The organism is Desulfoluna spongiiphila (genome assembly GCF_900101345.1).
GTDB lineage: Bacteria > Desulfobacterota > Desulfobacteria > Desulfobacterales > Desulfolunaceae > Desulfoluna > Desulfoluna spongiiphila.
On the sequence record NZ_FMUX01000003.1, the window covers coordinates 265,630 to 283,019 of the forward strand.

Here is a 17,390-nt window from a genome sequence, read left to right on the forward strand (position 1 = left end):
CAGCTGTCGCCTCCGGCGGCCCTGCCGGGGGCCAAACTTTTGAAAAGTTTGATAAACAGGTATTAAAGACAATACTGAACGGCCAACGTTGTCACGGCATAATACATAGCAAACCCATAGCCAAGGAGGGCTCTTTACACAAGGTTAAAATACCACTGAAATGAATAGACCTTGGCCGAGCCCCCACAAAAAAAATGATGCGCTTTGCCCGAATAAACGGAAACCAAAGCGCATCGAAAATCAGCGGTGCCACTCACCACGTTCTACTCACTATTCACTATTTACTCTCTTTTCACACCTTAAACCGCGCCACCATGCCCGTCAGGGAATCGGACAGTTTCGTCAGGTCTTCGGCATGGGTGCTGAGCAGGGTGCTGCTTGAGGCAAGCTCGACCCCGGTGGCGTTCACCGCGCCGATCTCTTCGGCGATATTTTCAGCAACCATGGAGCTTTCGGCCACGTTGGAGTTCACCTCGTCAATGCCCTGGGCAGCCTGGGCCACGTTGGCGGCGATCTCCCGGGTGGTCACGGCCTGCTCTTCCACGGCTGCTGCGATGGTTGAGACCACGTCGTTGACCTCCACGATCACGTCCGTAATGGCCCGGATCTCCACAACCGTCTCGTCGGTGGCCCCTTGAATCCCGGCCACCTGTCGCTTGATCTCCTGGGTGGCGTCGGCGGTCTGACCGGCCAGGGCCTTGATCTCATTGGCCACAACGGCAAAGCCTTTTCCCGCCTCACCGGCGCGGGCCGCTTCAATGGTGGCGTTCAAGGCCAGCAGGTTGGTCTGCTCGGAGATTTCGGTAATGGCCTCGGTCACCTTGCCGATCTCCTGGGCCGAGCCCCCCAGATGGTCCACCTTCTGGCTGGCCATGCGCGCTTTGTCCACGGCCTCATGGGTCATGCTGCTCGCCTTCTCGGAATTGGCTGCGATATCCTGGACCGTGACGCTCATCTCCTCGGAGGCTGCCGCCACCATGCCTACGTTGCTGGAGGCCTGCTCGCTGGCTGCGGCCACCGAGGTCATGCTGCCGCTCATCTCACCGGCTGCCGCGGCAACGGTCTTCGATTTGGAAGAGGCCTCGTCCGCGTTCTGGGAGAGCTGGGTCGAGACGGCTGAAAGCTCTGTTGCTGCGCTGTTGAGCCCCCGGGCGTTTTCCGTCACGTCACGGACGATGCCCTGCAGGTTCTCGATAAAGACATTGATCCAGTGGGCCAGCACACCGGTCTCGTCGTGTTTTTTGATCACCAGGCGGGTGGTGAGGTCCCCTTCGCCCTCGGCAATGCCCCGGAGCCCACGGATGGCATCTCCCAGGGAGCGGGAGATACCGAAAGAAATCGTCAGGGTGACGGGAAGGATCATTAAAAGGAAAAAGGCCCCGGCAAGTCCGGCCACCCACATCCCTTTGCGAAACACCTTGCCCGACACAAGGGATTCGATGCGCGCCTTCTCCTCATCGATGTTATCGATGTAGACACCGGTCCCCACCCAGAGGTCGGTGCCCGGGATCATCTCGGCATATCCCAGCTTCGGCTGGATTCCCTTGCCGGGCTTCTTGTACTGATACCGCACGAACCCGCCCCCGCCTTTGGCGGCACTCTGGAAGTCGCGGACATAATAATTCCCATCCGCATCCTTGGCAGCTGCCAGGTCTTTCCCGGCCAATGCCAGGTTGGAGGCGACACACACCGCTGTGGTCTTGTCATACACAAAAAAATAACCCGACTTGTCCTTGCCGAACCGGAGCGAGGCGATGCGGTCTTCCACCACGGCCCGAACTTCCTCCGAATCGCTTTTACCCGCAAGGGCCTTGCTCAACATCACACCCATGGCATGGGACGACACCTTCAGCGTCTCCTTCTGCCCATCCAGCATCACCGCCTCGGCGGCCTCAATACCAACCTCTTTTGCCAAACGTCCCGTTTCAAACACGCCGAACAACATGCCACCAAACAACACCATAACCATCCCGACAACAACAAACAGACGTGCTTTGATTGATACGTTTTTGAGCATCACTTCTCCTTCACAGTCATGCATTTGGGCTCGGATAAAAAACCGTCATGAGCCCTTTCCCCTTTCGCCATTGAAAGGGACCAGCCTCGTTTAACACCACTTTTCAACACATACGGGACATAAATTTTCACAGGGAACGATTCAGTTATTTTCAATAAAAACAGCCCAAACAAAGGGGTAACCATCCCCAAACGAATGACTCTCAGCCACAATTCGTTTGATCAGGCCATCAAACATCGTTCCATGCTCCATCTATCGCCGTTTATGCCCCATGATTTAGCTCAATTTTCAATCCTGACGCGGCATCAAGGCAAAACCACAGGCCAAATCCCCGATTTTCCGAAACACTCCCTGTGAAAAAAAATGCAGGTCCCCATCCCATGTCAAAAACACCCGCAACAGCGCCCAAGGGGCCCAAACGGGGAAGGCACACCTTACAACCGCCTCAAGCATAAAAAATGCCTTTGCCCATGGCCGGGAATCTTCCCGCCACAGGTAAAGGCATTTTTTGTTCAACCAAAGCCATCAGGCAACATGCCAAAGCGGCCCTTGCCGCCGGAGTTATGCCCGAGAAAACCTATTCAATGCGAAGAGCCACGCATCGTCCTTTTTGATGAATGAAACAGGCATCTCCTGCAGTGACGGTTGCCGAATGTCACACGTCACGCGAATGCCGCGAAAACGCCAGCATCACGATGCCCCCCATGCATTCGAAACCTGCTTTCAAGGTGGCACACCTTGCCGCCGGAGGCTGCTTTTCCGCCTCTTTAGGCATAGACGGCACCGCTTCATTTATTTTTAAAACCGGCCCTTACTTCATAAACATCCGCGGAAAGCCCATGAGGACCTTTCCGAGGCCCTTGGCCCGCCCTTTCCACGTCGGAGCGTACAGGGCCTGGGCCACACCCTTAATGGTGGCGTAAACCCTGGGACTGAAGGGATGCCACCACAGGTTTTTCTTCACAAAGGGAAGCACGTCCCGCACCACCACCTGGGATTCGGTCATCTCGGCAAAACCGATGGCACCGTGGGACCGTCCGATGCCCGATTCCTTGAAGCCCCCCCAGGGGGTCTCGGCAAGGCCGTGGCTCATGAGGTGATCGTTGACGGTGACGGCGCCGGCCATGATGCGCCGGGCAAGGGCGGCACCCTTTTTCCCTTTTTTTGTCCACACCGAGCCGGTGAGCCCCAGGTCGGAATCGTTGGCAAGGATAATCGCGTCGTCCATGCTCGCCACCTTCATCACCCCCAGCACCGGGCCGAAGGTCTCTTCGGCCATCACAAGCATGTCGTGGGTCACCTCGATGAGCACCGTGGGCGGGTAGAAGTGGCCTTCCATGGGGTCCTTCGGGGACTTGGACTGGGCATAGATCACCGCCCCTTTGGCCAGGGCATCGTCCACGTGACGTTTCACCGTCTCCAGCTGCCGTGAGGTGGCGATGGCACCTACATCCGTGGTGTGGTTGCGGTCGTAACCCACCCGCAGTTTCTCCACCTTGGTCTTCAAGATCTTCATAAAGGGCTCATACACCGCGGCGTGCACATAAATCCGCTCCACGCCCCCGCAGGATTGGCCGGCGTTCTGAAGGCCTGCCCACACCGCACCGTTCACCGCACGGTGGAGGTCCGCGTCTTCGCACACCAGCATGGCGTCGTTACCCCCAAGCTCCAGGGAGACCGGGGTCAGGGTCTCGGCCGCCTTGGCCATGAGGATTTTTCCCACGGGCACCGATCCGGTGAAAAAGAGTTTATCGACACCGGACTCCAGGAATGCGTCCCCGGCGACGCGGCCGGGCATGTTGATAAAACTGAACAGGCCCTTGGGAAGGTCTGCAGCCTCCAGGCACTCCTTCAAGGCCAGGCCCACGGCCTGGGTCTCCGAGGCTGTCTTGAGCACCACGGCGTTGCCCGCCAAAAGCCCCATGACCACCTCGGAGAAGGGAATACTGAAGGGATAGTTCCAGGGAGAGATAATGCCGATCACCCCAAAGGGCACCCGGTGAATCTTGCTCCACTTGTTGGCGAAAAAGATATTTCCCGGCATCATCCCCCGGGGTTTGAGAAAGCCCTTTGCCTTGCCGCAGTAGTACGTCAGGGCCATCATGGCGGGGACGATCTCGGAGACCAGGGCGTCGATACGCGTCTTGCCCACATCCCGGGCCACGGTTTCGGCCAACTCGTCCAGGTTGGCCATCATGTACTCCCGCACCGGCATCATTCGCCGGACCCGCTCCTTGACCGGAAGCGCCGCCCAGGTCGCCTGGGCCTGTCGCCCCGCTGCAATGGCCTCTTTGAGTTCCTCTGTCGTGTGCAGGGGAGAGTGCCCGAGAAGTTCCCCCGTAACCGCGTTGCAGCAGGGGGTGGCTTCATTATCCGGTAGAACCTGTGCCTCCATGGAACCGCTCATCTGAGCCTCCTTTCCGACCCGTAAAACACGGACCCGTTGTGATGGACCAACCGTTCATGCCTTGATTGCCAAGCCTCTCAGTCGGCCAGCCGGCCGACAACAACTCCAACCATAGCCTCCAGAGACAACACTGTCAATACACAGCAAAAAATGTAGTTCACAAAAGCAAAAGAGGTTCCCGGAACCGGCACACACGGTCCCAACGCATCACCTCAGGAGGGCCCCGGCGCGACCAGGAGAACAGCCCCTGATCGCACCCCTGCCCATCACGAGAAACCGGACACTCCCAGCGCCACGTCCCCGTCCTCGCCCTCCACAGGAGTCAGATGCCACCGGGTCATGGCAATGCGCTCCAAAAAGCGGTGGTCATGGCTGACCACAAGAAGAGCGCACGAGCACGTTGCCAGGGCCTCCTCCAGGCAGGTTACCGAGGGCAGGTCCAGGTGGTTGGTGGGTTCGTCCATGACAATGAAATGGGGATGTTTGACAATGCCCATGGCGATGGCAAGTTTCCTCAGCTCCCCCGGGCTCGGCTGCCGGGTATCCATGAGACTGGCCGGAGGCGAACCCAGCCTGCGGACGAGGGTCATGATCCGCCCCAGCTCCTCTTCGGGCAACGAGCGGACCTTTTGGACAATTCGAAGGGCTTGGTCCGGATCTGTCTCCTGGGGCAGAAAGAACACCCGCTCTTCCGGAAGCTGGGTTCGGGCCAGAACGTACCGAATCAGTGAGCTCTTGCCCGTCCCGTTGTCTCCGGTGACACCCACACGGCCCGATGGCCCCATGCCGAGGTCCGGAAAACTAAGGCCTTTGTCCGGCGACAGGGCCATGGTCCCCCCGGGGACATGGAACAGGAGGTCCCGTTTCGACCTGTTTTCCGGCAGCCAAATGCCCGTGTCATACCGCTTGACGACCCGGGTGTTCCGATGCGTTTCATGGGCCTGCCGTATCCTGCCGGCCAGGCGTTTCAAGGCCCGCCCGTCTGCCCCGTCCTTTCCTGAAACACGGCAGAGATCGATTTTGGCTTTTGTATCATGATCTTTTGCGTCAACGCCCCGTTTGGACCGCCTGGCGTGGGCACGGGAGGCTCGGTCTCGCCTCCGGGCCGCCTCCTGCCTGAGTTTTTTAAGGGCCCGGCCTGATGTTTCACGCTCTTTTTCCGCGGATTGCTCTTCCAGTTCGGACTGCTCCCGGCCCTGTGAATACGAGCCGGGCCGCATGCGCACAACCGGTGGATCCATAAAGAGGCACCGATCACACAACGAATCCAAAAGCTCCCGGTCGTGGCTCACCAAAAGACCGATGCCATCGAAGGCCTTCAGCGCGTTAAAAAGGAGCCCCCTTGCCCGGGCGTCCAGGTGATTCGTGGGCTCGTCCACCGCCAGCAAACGGGGCTGTTTCCAGAGGGCCGTGCCCACCTGGGCCCGCTTCCGCTCGCCATGGCTCAAGCTCTCCCACCGATACGGCCAGTCGTAGCCGATTTCCAGTTCCGAGACGAGGCGTCCTGCGGCTTTGTCTCCGGAAACGAGCATATCTTCCAGATCGTCGGGCATCCGGTCGGTGTCCTGACGGCAGTAAACCGCATGTTCCGGTGCCATGACGTGCCCGGAATCCACGGCGAGGGTTCCGGTGGCAAGCTTGAGCAGGGTTGTTTTTCCGGTGCCGTTGCCCCCCACGACACCGGTCCACCCCTCGGGAACCGTCGCGGAAAGGTGATCAAACACAGGCGAGCACAACGCCGGATAAGAAAAGGTAATCGCGTCAAAAACAATGGTTGAATGGCCCATGGTGTCCTCATCAATCGTCTTAGGGACGGTACAAAAATAAAACACACAAAAGCGATGCCTCCGGCGGCAAGGTGAGCCACCTTGAAAGCTTGTTACCGCTGCGCTTTACCCCTCGTTCCTCGGGTTAAATCACATCGGCATTCCTGGGTGATGTGTATATTTATTTTTTGCCTGATCCCTTATGACCATGTTCCGTTAACGCCTAACAATGGTAACACGCTCTTTTTTCGGTTTGGTGTGCCCGTGGATAATGCGCCCTGCTGAAAAAAAGGGGTTCAAAAGCCATACGTGCAGATGTGGGTGGGGAAAACCGATGCGTCCAACGCGTCAGGAGGCTGACTTCAGCCGACACGCAAAACCAAAAGAGCCGAGGGGAACGGAACATGGGAATGGTTATGGCTTGACGGCCCGAAAGCGGTCGCCCTTGTGTACCGATTCACATGATCTGGTCTGGTTCCCTTGGCTATTTTCTCATCGGTTCTTTCCTTTGACGGAGTAAAAGGGCCCCGACGTGAAGACGTCGAGGAGAGATCTCAAATCTTTATACCGGCAGAAACGTTTCATCAACGTTTTTCTGGCCTGCCCGTGTCGACGCTTGCATCGGCACAGGCAATTCCCGCGTGCCAAATCCTCGCCGATGTCGTATGACGGACAGAGGACCAGGGCGTCGCCCGGAACAGGAAGACTAAGGAGCGTTTTGCCATGAACCACCCCGACATCGACACCTACAAACAGGACCTGGCCGTGTTTCGCATCCGGGATTTGAACGCCCCCTGGCGGGAGATCCTGGACAGGGGAGAGCGAAAAATCCTGCCCAGGCACCACGAGCTGAGCAACGCCGACGAAAGCACCTTTTTCTTCCTCAACCGGGGCACCCTTCACCTCTCCTGTATCGCCGAGGACGGCCAGGAACGGGTGGTGATGATCATGGAGGAGGGAGTCCTCTTCGGTGAGATCACCTTCATGCACAAATCCAGCGTCCATTTCCACAGCCTGCGCACCTTAACGGAGTGCGAGATCATCGTCTTTCCCAACACCCTTTTGGACGACCTGGCCTTCTGTCGGGAATACCCCCATCTTGTCCTCAACCTCGTCAAGTCCCTGGGTGTCAAAGGCGGGGCGTTTTTCAGCCAGATTTACGACTCCAACCTCCTGGACGCCCGGGGACAGATCTGCCGGATGCTCTCCCACATCTGGCGAGAGCAGGGGGAAAAGGAGACCGTCAACCCCGACCTCTCCCAGGTGGACATGGCCAATATCCTGGGCATCCACCGAAGCAGCGTCTGCCGCGTTATCCACGAGCTGCGGGACGAAGGGGTTATCGGCCGGTTTTCCAAGACCCGCCTGGAGGTCCTGGCCCCCATCAAACTCATGGAACACGGCAAGATCCTCTGCCTTCTCGCCCCCGAATAACCCATAGACCTGTCGCCTTCCCATGGCACATCCCCATCCTTAGCCAGCCCTTTTGACTCTTTGAGGCCCTGTCTCTGGCCGTGGCCGTCCTTGGTCTCCTTTCCGGCTGTCCGACCCGCCCCTCTTTAATCAAAATTATTGATGATATAATTCAGTCAATTTTCAAAAAGTGTCTCATGTGAAGCAGAATTTTTCCGCCGGATGCCCTACCCTTTCCCCATTGTCAAACAGGTCCGCGGCGAGCCCGCAACGCTCCCGCCACCGGCAGGCATCACCCGCCGGACAGACAGACCACCTATCGTGCCGAGGAAACACACATGGCTTTCAACCGAGACAAGATCAAAAACGTCGTCTTCATCATGCTGGACACCCTGCAGTTCAACTACCTGGGGTGCTACGGCAACGATAAGATCAAAACCCCCAATATCGACCGCTTCGCACGCCAGGCGACCCTCTTTGAGAACGCCTACAGCGAAGGGCTCCCCACCATACCCGTACGACGCGCCCTCATGACGGGCCGGTTCACCCTTCCCTACGGCGGCTGGGAGCCCCTCGCAGGTGACGACACCACCCTCACCGACATCATGTGGGGCAAGAACATGCAGACCGCCCTCATCTACGACACCGCCCCCATGCGGCTGCCCAAGTTCGGCTACTCCCGAGGCTTTGACTTCGTGGATTTCTGTCCCGGTCAGGAGCTGGACCACACCTCCTTTGCCGATGTTCCCCTGGACCCGGCCATGAAGCCCGAAGACTTCACCTCCGCCTCCATGGTGTGGGACAAGGAAGGCAACCTCATCGACGACGACAGCAAGCAGCTCTTAGACGAAATCGGCTGCTTTCTCCGCCAGCAGCAGCACAGGCGCACCGACGCCGACAGCTACGTGGCCCGGGTGGTCAACCGCACCGTGGACTGGCTCAAGACACGCCGGGACAAGGAGCGCCCCTTCTTCCTCTGGGTGGACTCCTTTGATCCCCACGAGCCCTGGGATCCCCCATCGGTCTGGAAAGGGGAACCCTGCCCCTACGACCCGGACTACGAAGGCAACCCCATCCTCCTTGCCCCCTGGACCCCGGTGGAGGGCCGCATCACAGAACGTGAGTGCGAGCACATCCGCGCCCTTTATATGGAGAAGATCACCCTGGTGGACGAGTGGATCGGAAAGGTTCTCGACAGTATCCGCACCCAGGGCCTCTGGGACGAGACCATGGTGGTCCTCATGTCCGACCACGGCCAGCCCATGGGCACCGGCGAGCACGGCCACGGCATCGTGCGTAAATCCCGCCCCTGGCCCTACGAAGAACTGGTCCACGTGCCCCTGATGATGCACATCCCAGGCGTTGAAGGCGGCCAGCGCGTCAAAAGCTTTGTCCAGAACGTAGACGTCACCGCCACCATCATGGATGTCATGGGCCTGCTCGACACCGAAAGCGGCGTCAGTGACCACGGCATGAACACCTTCGGGGCCGAAGAGTTCCAGGGCGAAAGCCTGTTGCCCCTCATGCAGGGCGAGGTGGAGAAAATCAGAGATTTTGCCATCGCAGGCTACTACGGCATGTCCTGGTCCATCATCACCGAAGAGCACAGCTACGTGCACTGGCTGGTGGACGAAGAGGAGAAAAACAGCGTCGACTGCGTGGCCGGTTCCGAAAAGACCATGGACGAGGAGATGTGGACCTGCACCGCAGGGGCCAAAGTAGAGATGCCCGAACACAACGAGCTCTACGACCGCAAGGCCGACCCCTTCCAGCTCAACAACATCGCAGCCGACAACCCCGAAAAAGCCGAAGAGCTGCTCCAGAAGCTGAAACTCTTCATCGGCGAGCTGCGCACGACGTAAGCACGAAAACGCCTCCGGCAGCCCTGCCGGGGGCCAAACTTTTGAAACGTTTGACAAACAGTTTTTAAAGGCCACACCGATTCTCCGAGACTTGCCAACAGAACCGATGCGCCAAACTCGCTTACATTCGCCCCAGCCTTTCGCTTTATCAGGGTCACAAGAAAGGCTGGAGCAACCGAAATGTCTGCAGGTCAAACGGTTATCCACGGACGAAGCCCGTCAGCAAATGTGTAGGGGCGGAGCCCCGGAGCATTTGCGAACTTGGGTTCCAAGGGCTCAGCCCTTGGCCGCCGGAGGCATACTGAATTCTTTAAAAAAATATGCATTTAGTTGCAGGAGACCATCATGTTTACCACCCTTGACGACAGCACCTACAAAAGCGCCATCTCCGGAACCGACGCCGGGATCCTCATCTGCTTCAAAGAGCAGTGCCCCCACTGCAAGAACATGGAAAAGGTGCTGGAAAAATTCTCCAAAAAAAATGAGGGCGTGAGCTTTTACAACATGGATTCCGAAGCAAACCCCGATGCCAGGGAAGAGCTTGGAGCCCAGCGCGCCCCCACCCTCTTTGTGATCAAAGGGGGGGCCATCGTCGCCACGAAGGCGGGCCTCATGAACCCCAAGGAGATGACCGCTTTTTATAAAAACGCCTAATGTTGTAAGGCGGATGTGATTTTCTCCGAGGAACGAGGGGGGAAGCACATTCGCAACCTGGGGTCCAGGGGATCATCCCCTGGCCGCCGGAGGCATGCTTTAGAAGGCACGTCTTTCTGCCAGCAATCCCCCCACATGATCGCGACGTGTGGACCCTTTGTTTCGCCCTGCCGGGGTGAAGCGCACCTTGATTTGGAGAGATACAGATGAAACCGGAACAACACGTCGACCTGGTCATTGTCGGGGGAGGCCCCGCAGGCATGACCGCCGCCATCTATGCGGCCCAGGCCAATTTACACACCGTGATCCTTGAAGAGAGCGTCACCGGCGGGCTCGTCAATTCCACCCACACGGTGCAGAACGTCCCCTCCTACCCGAACATCCACGGCATGGAGCTGGTGGAGAAGATGCGCGCCCATGTGGACAGCCTCTCCGTGCCCGTGGAAGAGGTATGCGAGATCGAGGCCCTCAGCCTTGAAGGGGAGATGAAAACCGTTGAGACCGACGAGGAGGTCTACCACAGTAAAGCGGTGATCCTTGCCACCGGGCGAAAACCCGTGCCCCTTGACCTTCCCCACGAATGCGATGAGGTGCACTACTGCGCTGTCTGCGACGGCGGTGCCTACAAAGGCAAACGCGTCCTGGTCCTGGGCGGCGGCAACAGCGCCTTTGACGAAAGCCTCTACCTGCTTCAGATAGGTGTCTCCCACCTCACCCTCGTGGAGACCGAAGACCGTTTCTTTGCCGCCGAATCCACGCAAAAGCAGCTCCTGGCCCATGACCGGACCGACGCCCGCACCGGCACAAAACTGGTGGACCTCCGTCTCGACAAAGGCCGCCTCACCGGCGCCGTCGTCGAAAACCTCGCCACAGGGGAGCAGGAAACCCTCCCCGTGGACGGGGTCTTTGTCTTCCTCGGCCAGACCCCCAACAATGATCTTTTCAGGGACCAGGTGGCCTTAAACGACAAAGGCTACATCCTGGCCGGGGCCGACATGGGCACCGACATCCCCGGTGTGTACGGCGCCGGAGACATCAATGAAAAGGTATACCGGCAGATTACCACCGCCATGGGTGACGCAACGGTTGCAGCACTCTCCGTTGAACGCTATATTCGCAACCTCAAAGGGAACGTATCATGACTGCATTGCTGACTTCACAAAAAACAAGGGGCTGGGCCCTGACCCTCCTCTTCGCGTCCCTCGGCGCCTTTCTGCTCCACAACCCGGAGGCTCCGAAGGTCACCACCTACTGGTTCCTCACCATCTTTGCCATCTCCGGCTTTGCCTTTGAGATCATGCCCCTGTTCACCACGGCGGTGCTGCTCCTGATGATGTACATCGTCACAGGGGTCGCCTCCCCGGACCTTGCCTTTGTGGGCTGGACAACCCCCATCCCCTGGGTCATCCTCTGCGGCATGCTCATCGGCGGGCTCATGGAACGCACCAAGCTCTCGGACCGCATCGCCCTTCTCACCATCTACCACATCGGCTCCACCCCCATGAAACTCTACGGAGCCTTTATCATCGCCGGGTACGTGGTGGGGGCCATCATCCCGGACGTCATCACTGTGGTGATTCTCTTCATGACCATCGCCTCGGGCATGTGCGCCAAGATGGGGCTTGAAAAAGGGTCCAAAGCGGCCACCACCCTGATCATGGCCGCCTTCTTCGGCGCCACGGTCCCTGCCACCAACTTTTTGCCCAACAACGTCGGCATCGTGGGCCTGCTCATGGTCAAGGACATGGGCGTCCCCATCGAGTGGTTCAGCTTCTTCATCGACAACCTGGGCTACAGCCTCATCAACGCCCTCTTCTGCATCGGCATCCTCCACGTGTTCGGAAGCCGGGAGCTTGGGCAATACATCGACCAGTGCCGGGCCCACGCCCACGAAGAGATCGAGGCCATGGGCGCCATGAACCGTGATGAGAAAAAGACCCTTTTTCTAACCATCCTGGCCGTCATCGCCTTTGCCACGGAAAAATTCCACGGCATCCCTGGGTACTACGCCTTCTGCGGGGTCATCCTCCTGGGATTCACCCCCCTGTTCAGCCTCTTCAAGGTCGAGGACGTCAAAGAGGTCCAGTTCCCCATCCTCTTTTTCATCATCGCCTGCATGGCTGTGGGCATCGTGGCAGGAAGCCTCGGCATCCCCGCATGGATGGCGGGAAAAGTCGTGCCCTACCTGCAAAACATGGAGAGCCTGGCCGGTACCTCGATTTTTGCCTACGGCGTGGGGATCCTGGCCAACCTGGCCCTCACCCCCGTGGCTGCGGCCAGCTCCCTGAGCATCCCCATGGCCGAGATCGCCGCGAACCTGGGGCTCAACACCCAGCCCCTTCTCTACAGCTTCTTCTACGGACTCGACCAGTTCCTCTTCCCCTACGAGCTGGCTCCGGCCCTTATCATGTTCGCCACGGGCTACGTCCGCATGAAGTACCTGATCCAGATCATGCTCCCCCGCATGGTCCTCTCCGGCATCGCCGTGGTCATCGTGGCCACCACCTACTGGCAGTGGATCGGCTATTAAAGGTTCGCGAATGCTCCGGGCTTTGCCCGTGGCCACCGGGGGTATTCACGTTTTGTCATCTCATGGCTGAAAACATCCATGAGATGACAAAGAACCCCTCGACGGCTGCCCCCCCTTCTACCCTGGAGCGATACACGGCAAAACGCTTCCGATAACCTGATTCACCAAAGCCCCTGTGCTTTTCCCTGAGGAACGAAGGGAAAAACACAGGGGTAACCAGCTTTCAAGGTGGCACACCTTGCCGCCGTAGGCTGTTTTTTTAGTTTTTTCTCTTCTGCTAACATGTAAGGAAATCCCATGCCCACGGCCCTTTTATTCCTGCTTCTCGTCGTCGCCCACATTATCTGGGGCGGTGGTTTTATCGTCATCAAACTGCTCATCGGCTCGTTTACCCTGCCCCAGATCCTTTTGGCCCGGGTGTTTCTGGCCGCGGTGATCTACGCTGTGATCTGGCACAAAATCCCCAAGCCCGCATATCAAAAGGGAGATTGGAAATTCCTGCTCCTCCTTGCTTTGTGTGAGCCCTTTCTCCTCTTCAGCTTTGAAACCTCAGGGCTCGCCTACACCTCGGCGTCCCAGGCAGGCATGATTGTGGCCTGCGCCCCCCTTGCCGCGGCCCTGGGCGCCCTCTTTTTCTACAAAGAGAAGGTGAGCACCCGATGTGCGATGGGCATCTGTGCCGCCGTTGCAGGGGTCGTTGTCGTCTCGGCCTTCGGCAAGGCCGACGCCGCGGCTTCGCGCCCCCTCCTCGGCAACCTCTTCATCTTCTGCGGGGTGCTCTCCTCCACGGCCTACGCCCTGACCGTCAAACACCTTGCCGAGCGCTATTCCTTCCTCTTTCTCTCGGCCATCCAGGTCTTCGGCGCCACTCTGCTCTTTCTCCCCGGCGCCCTGGCCGGTCCCGTGCCCGCCGAGATCTCCTGGAAAGCCATTGCCAGCATGGTCTACCTGGGTGTGGGGATCACCTTCTTCGTCTACGTTGTCATCAACTACGCACTCACCCGGATCAAAGCGGCCCACGTTATCCTCTTTGCCAACCTGATCCCCGTCTCCACCCTGGTCCTGGCCTACCTCATCCTCGGAGAACGCCTGCTCCCCATGCAATACCTGGGCGCGGCCCTGGTCGTCGGCGGCGTGCTCCTGGCCGGAGCCCCGGAAAGTACAGAGGCAGGGGATGAGCCCGGCATGATACGCGCCGATGCGTAATACGATGCGCAGTCGCATTTCGTAATGATTCAGGAGGTGAGCCACCTCGAAAGCGTGTTACCGCTGTGTTTTGCCCCTGGTGCCTCCGGTCAATGCACAGCGGTATCCGGTTGCTCAACCGTTCCCTCTCCCCAAACACGCCCTCCGCCAACCCACCTCTTTTACACGTCCCCGCTGCCCACTTTTTCCGTGCCCCCCCGCCCAAAACATGAGATACTCTTGGACTGAAAATTGCATATTATCTCAAGATCACACGGGGTGCGTGTCCCATCAGAAACCGCCGCAACGCCCCGTACATACCGCTAAAATGAAAAGCCAACCCCAAGACAGGAACTCCCATGGCAAAAACCATCCTAAGAAAAATGCTCCCTTTTCTCATTTTTCTCATATTCTGGGAGGGGATGGCCCTGATGATCCAGGCCAACCGACACGTGGCCTTTCCAACCCCCTGGGAGGTGGGCCGGACCCTCGCGGCCCTTCTTGCAGGCGCCCCGCTCTCCGAAGCGCCCCTGGCCCGACACGTCGGGGACAGCCTCCTGCGCTGGCTCACCGGCTTTGGTATCGCCGCCATCTGCGGCATCGGCTACGGCCTCCTCTCCGGGTGGTCCAAGGCGCTCCGAGACGCCACCCTTCCCATTCTCCATGTTCTGCAGCTGATCCCGGGCCTCGCCTGGATTCCCGTGGCCATCCTCTGCTTCGGCATCGGCGAGGCAGCCACCGTCTCCATGATCGCCGTCACCGCCTTTACCCCCATTGCCTTGAACGTTTTATCCGGGGTGCAGCAGCTCGACGAAACCTACCTGCGGGCGGCGCGCATGATGGGGGCCAAGGGAAATACCCTGCTCTTTCGCGTGCTGCTGCCCGGGGCCCTTCCGGCCACCATCAGCGGCCTTCGCATCGGCCTGGGCAACGGGTGGCGGGTCCTTGTGGCAGCCGAAATGGTGGTGGGCACGGGCACGGGCCTGGGCTACGCCATTATTGAGGCGCGCTGGACCCTGGACTACGCCTCGGCATTTTCCTGCATCGGCATCATCTGCCTCATCGGTCTTCTGGTGGAGCACCTCCTGTTCAAACCCCTTGAAGAGCGAACCATCGCCAGGTGGTACCTCACAGGCGACGAATCATGATCTCGTGTTGCGGCCTCCACAAAACCTACGGAACCAACGGGGCCTCGGGCCCGTCTATTTTAGCGGATGTCTCCCTCTCCCTTTCCCGGGGAGAATTCGCCTGTATCCTCGGCCCCAGCGGGTGCGGGAAGACAACCCTTCTCAACCTCATCGCAGGGTTCACCCACCCCACCTCCGGGAGCCTTCGTTTCCGCGATCAAGAGATCACAGGCCCCGGGCCGGAGCGGGGGGTCGTCTTCCAGGAGGCCACCCTCTTTCCCTGGCTCACGGTGCAGAAAAACGTGGCGTTCGGGCTTCATCAGATGGGACAACCCGGAAAAACCTGCGCCGAAGAGGCCCTGCACCACCTGGCGCTGGTGGGCATGGCCGACCACGCCAGGGCCTACCCCCACACCCTGTCCGGCGGCATGAAGCAGCGGGTGGCCATCGCACGGGTCCTGGCCTTAAAGCCTGACGTCCTGCTCATGGACGAGCCCTTCAGCGCCCTGGACGCCAACACCCGGGAGAGGCTCCAGGACGAGCTCCTCAAACTCTGGGGGCGATTCGGCCAAACCGTCGTCTACGTCACCCACAGCGTGGAGGAAGCCGCCTTCCTGGCAGACCGGGTCATCGTCATGGGCCCGTCCCCCTGCAACATCCGAGCAGACAAACCCATCAGCCTGCCCCGTCCCCGAACACGCTACTCACCGGAAATGGAGGCGGTTGTGCGGGACCTGAGACGCGAACTCAACGCCCTGCCCTGCTGCATCGGCCCCACCAGGGTCGATGCATGAATAAAGCATCCAAAAGCGATGCCTTCTATGGTTAAAGTGGGTGGAAAAAGCTTGCCTCCGGCGGCGAGGTGAGCCACCTCGAAAGCAGGTTGCGAATGCGCTTTCCCCTTCGTTCCTCAGGGAAAATCACATTCGCTATTGATTTTGATTGGTCTGAATCTGTTTTTTAAAGCCTGTTCATTAAATTTTTTAGAAGCTTAGCCGCCGGAGTTTTTTTCTCACGTTGACCGTGAAAGGCATTGCTATCTGAACCGTTAATTTTTATGCCAGCCCTTCCACAGACAACCGACACGACAAAAGGAACCATGCAAATGGCACCCACAGCTCTTTTCACCACCATCACACCACGGGGGCGATGCCCTCGCCCCCTTTTTCTGGTCCTGACCCTTGGGCTGTTGGTCGCCATTGCAGCCTGCACGGAAAAGCCGAAAACAGCCTCGGAGCCCATCCGTTTTGCCTTCCAGAACCGCATCGGCAGTGCCCTTCCCGTCATTGCGGTTGAAAAAGGGTTCTTTGCCGACCAGGGCCTTGACGTCAAACCCCTTCGGTTCAACAACGGGCCGGCCTGCGCCGAGGCCCTTTACTCCGGCTCGGCGGACTTCGGCACCATGGGAGACACCACGGCCATCATCAGCGCCTCCCGCTCGGAAAACCTCACCATCATCGCCAGCCACTGCACCGGGGAACACCGCCACCGCCTCATTGTCCGCGACGGCTCGCCGTACAAGACCCTGGCCGATCTCTCGGGCAAACGCGTGGGCATCAAAAAGGGGACCTCCACCTACGGGGGATTTCTTGCGGCCATGGCCGCCGCAGGCATGCCCGCCGGATCCATCACCGTAACGGACCTGTCGCCCTCCACCCTTCCGGAGGCCCTTGCCGCAGGCTCCATCGAAGCCTTTGCCGCCAGTGAGCCCACGCCTTCCATGGGAGAACTCAAGGGGGGGCGGGAGCTCATGACTTTCGGGGGGCTGGGAAACCGGTACCCCATCATGCTCCTGGCCCAAAACGAGTTTCTGACAAACCGCGAAGCCGACACCCTCGCCTTCATGGAAGCCCTGAAAACCGCCGAGGGCTTTGTCCGGGCACACCCGGAGGAGACGGCAGCCATCATGGCCCGGGCCACAGGGCTCCCACCGGAGGTAATGCAATCGGCCATGGAGCGGCACACCTATGCCCTCACCATGGACGCGCCCATCCTCTCCAGCCTCTCGGAAACCGCCGCCTTTTTAAAGGCCCACGGAAAGGTCCAAAAGGTGCCTGATTTCAGCACAGCCTCCACAGACCGCTACCTGCGCTGAAAAACGAATGAAACCACCATGCCTGAATGGCCGGAGACGATCCTCCGGCCCCGGGTATTCCGGCCTTCTTCCGTGCCACAATCCCCAAGGACATCAAGGCATTGCCTCACCCCGCCTTCTCTTTACTGATTTACTGAAAATAACCAGCCAAAATCGACCCATCATTTTTTTTCATCAAAGTCAAAACAAGCATTGACCAACAGTCAACTCATATGGTTTATATCTAACTAGGACAGCAAAAAGATTGCCAGATAACGCATTATGTTTGCTGGTTTTAATAGAAACCCAATTTCCTCAGAGTCCATACACTCTTTTTTCCCGACCACCCCTCGAT

The 17,390-nt window shown here is 58.8% G+C and carries 12 protein-coding genes; 9 read left to right on the top strand and 3 right to left on the bottom strand.

Annotation, left to right across the window (positions count from 1 at the left end; all coding sequences use genetic code 11):
• Nucleotides 1-292: 292 nt before the first annotated feature.
• The 3 genes from BLQ12_RS06410 to BLQ12_RS06420 form a co-directional block, all read right to left on the bottom strand.
• On the bottom strand, nucleotides 293-2,017 hold the full coding sequence (locus tag BLQ12_RS06410; RefSeq protein ID WP_175469542.1) for a methyl-accepting chemotaxis protein: 1,725 nt from the start codon (nucleotides 2,015-2,017) through the stop codon (nucleotides 293-295).
• 811 nt (nucleotides 2,018-2,828) lie between these two features.
• On the bottom strand, nucleotides 2,829-4,424 hold the full coding sequence (locus tag BLQ12_RS06415; RefSeq protein WP_092209428.1) for an aldehyde dehydrogenase family protein: 1,596 nt from the start codon (nucleotides 4,422-4,424) through the stop codon (nucleotides 2,829-2,831).
• Between the two features lie 266 nt (nucleotides 4,425-4,690).
• A complete protein-coding gene (locus tag BLQ12_RS06420; RefSeq protein ID WP_092209430.1) occupies nucleotides 4,691-6,211 on the bottom strand; it encodes an ATP-binding cassette domain-containing protein in 1,521 nt (506 codons plus the stop codon).
• Between the two features lie 702 nt (nucleotides 6,212-6,913).
• On the opposite strand from BLQ12_RS06420, the gene BLQ12_RS06425 reads away from it, so the two are divergent.
• From BLQ12_RS06425 to BLQ12_RS06465, 9 genes are all read left to right on the top strand, one after another.
• Nucleotides 6,914-7,624 carry a Crp/Fnr family transcriptional regulator gene (locus BLQ12_RS06425; protein ID WP_092209432.1) on the top strand — a complete coding sequence of 237 codons (711 nt, stop codon included), beginning with the start codon at nucleotides 6,914-6,916 and terminating at the stop codon, nucleotides 7,622-7,624.
• A 317-nt stretch (nucleotides 7,625-7,941) separates the two neighbouring features.
• Nucleotides 7,942-9,465 carry a sulfatase family protein gene (locus BLQ12_RS06430; protein WP_092209434.1) on the top strand — a complete coding sequence of 508 codons (1,524 nt, stop codon included), beginning with the start codon at nucleotides 7,942-7,944 and terminating at the stop codon, nucleotides 9,463-9,465.
• A gap of 345 nt (nucleotides 9,466-9,810) precedes the next feature.
• Nucleotides 9,811-10,119, top strand: a complete 309-nt coding sequence (locus tag BLQ12_RS06435; RefSeq protein WP_092209436.1) for a thioredoxin family protein — start codon at nucleotides 9,811-9,813, stop codon at nucleotides 10,117-10,119.
• Nucleotides 10,120-10,325: 206 nt separating this feature from the next.
• On the top strand, nucleotides 10,326-11,261 hold the full coding sequence (locus BLQ12_RS06440; RefSeq protein ID WP_092209438.1) for an NAD(P)/FAD-dependent oxidoreductase: 936 nt from the start codon (nucleotides 10,326-10,328) through the stop codon (nucleotides 11,259-11,261).
• Nucleotides 11,258-12,649: an SLC13 family permease gene (locus BLQ12_RS06445; protein WP_092209440.1), complete on the top strand. Its 1,392-nt coding sequence runs from the start codon at nucleotides 11,258-11,260 to the stop codon at nucleotides 12,647-12,649. Before BLQ12_RS06440 ends, BLQ12_RS06445 begins: the two co-directional genes overlap by 4 nt.
• A 297-nt stretch (nucleotides 12,650-12,946) precedes the next feature.
• On the top strand, nucleotides 12,947-13,855 hold the full coding sequence (locus BLQ12_RS06450; RefSeq protein WP_092209442.1) for a DMT family transporter: 909 nt from the start codon (nucleotides 12,947-12,949) through the stop codon (nucleotides 13,853-13,855).
• Between the two features lie 338 nt (nucleotides 13,856-14,193).
• Complete coding sequence (locus tag BLQ12_RS06455; protein WP_092209444.1) at nucleotides 14,194-14,982, top strand: ABC transporter permease; 789 nt, start codon at nucleotides 14,194-14,196, stop codon at nucleotides 14,980-14,982.
• On the top strand, nucleotides 14,979-15,755 hold the full coding sequence (locus BLQ12_RS06460) for an ABC transporter ATP-binding protein (RefSeq protein WP_092209446.1): 777 nt from the start codon (nucleotides 14,979-14,981) through the stop codon (nucleotides 15,753-15,755). Before BLQ12_RS06455 ends, BLQ12_RS06460 begins: the two co-directional genes overlap by 4 nt.
• A 311-nt stretch (nucleotides 15,756-16,066) precedes the next feature.
• Nucleotides 16,067-17,056, top strand: a complete 990-nt coding sequence (locus tag BLQ12_RS06465) for an ABC transporter substrate-binding protein (RefSeq protein WP_175469543.1) — start codon at nucleotides 16,067-16,069, stop codon at nucleotides 17,054-17,056.
• Nucleotides 17,057-17,390: the final 334 nt, after the last annotated feature.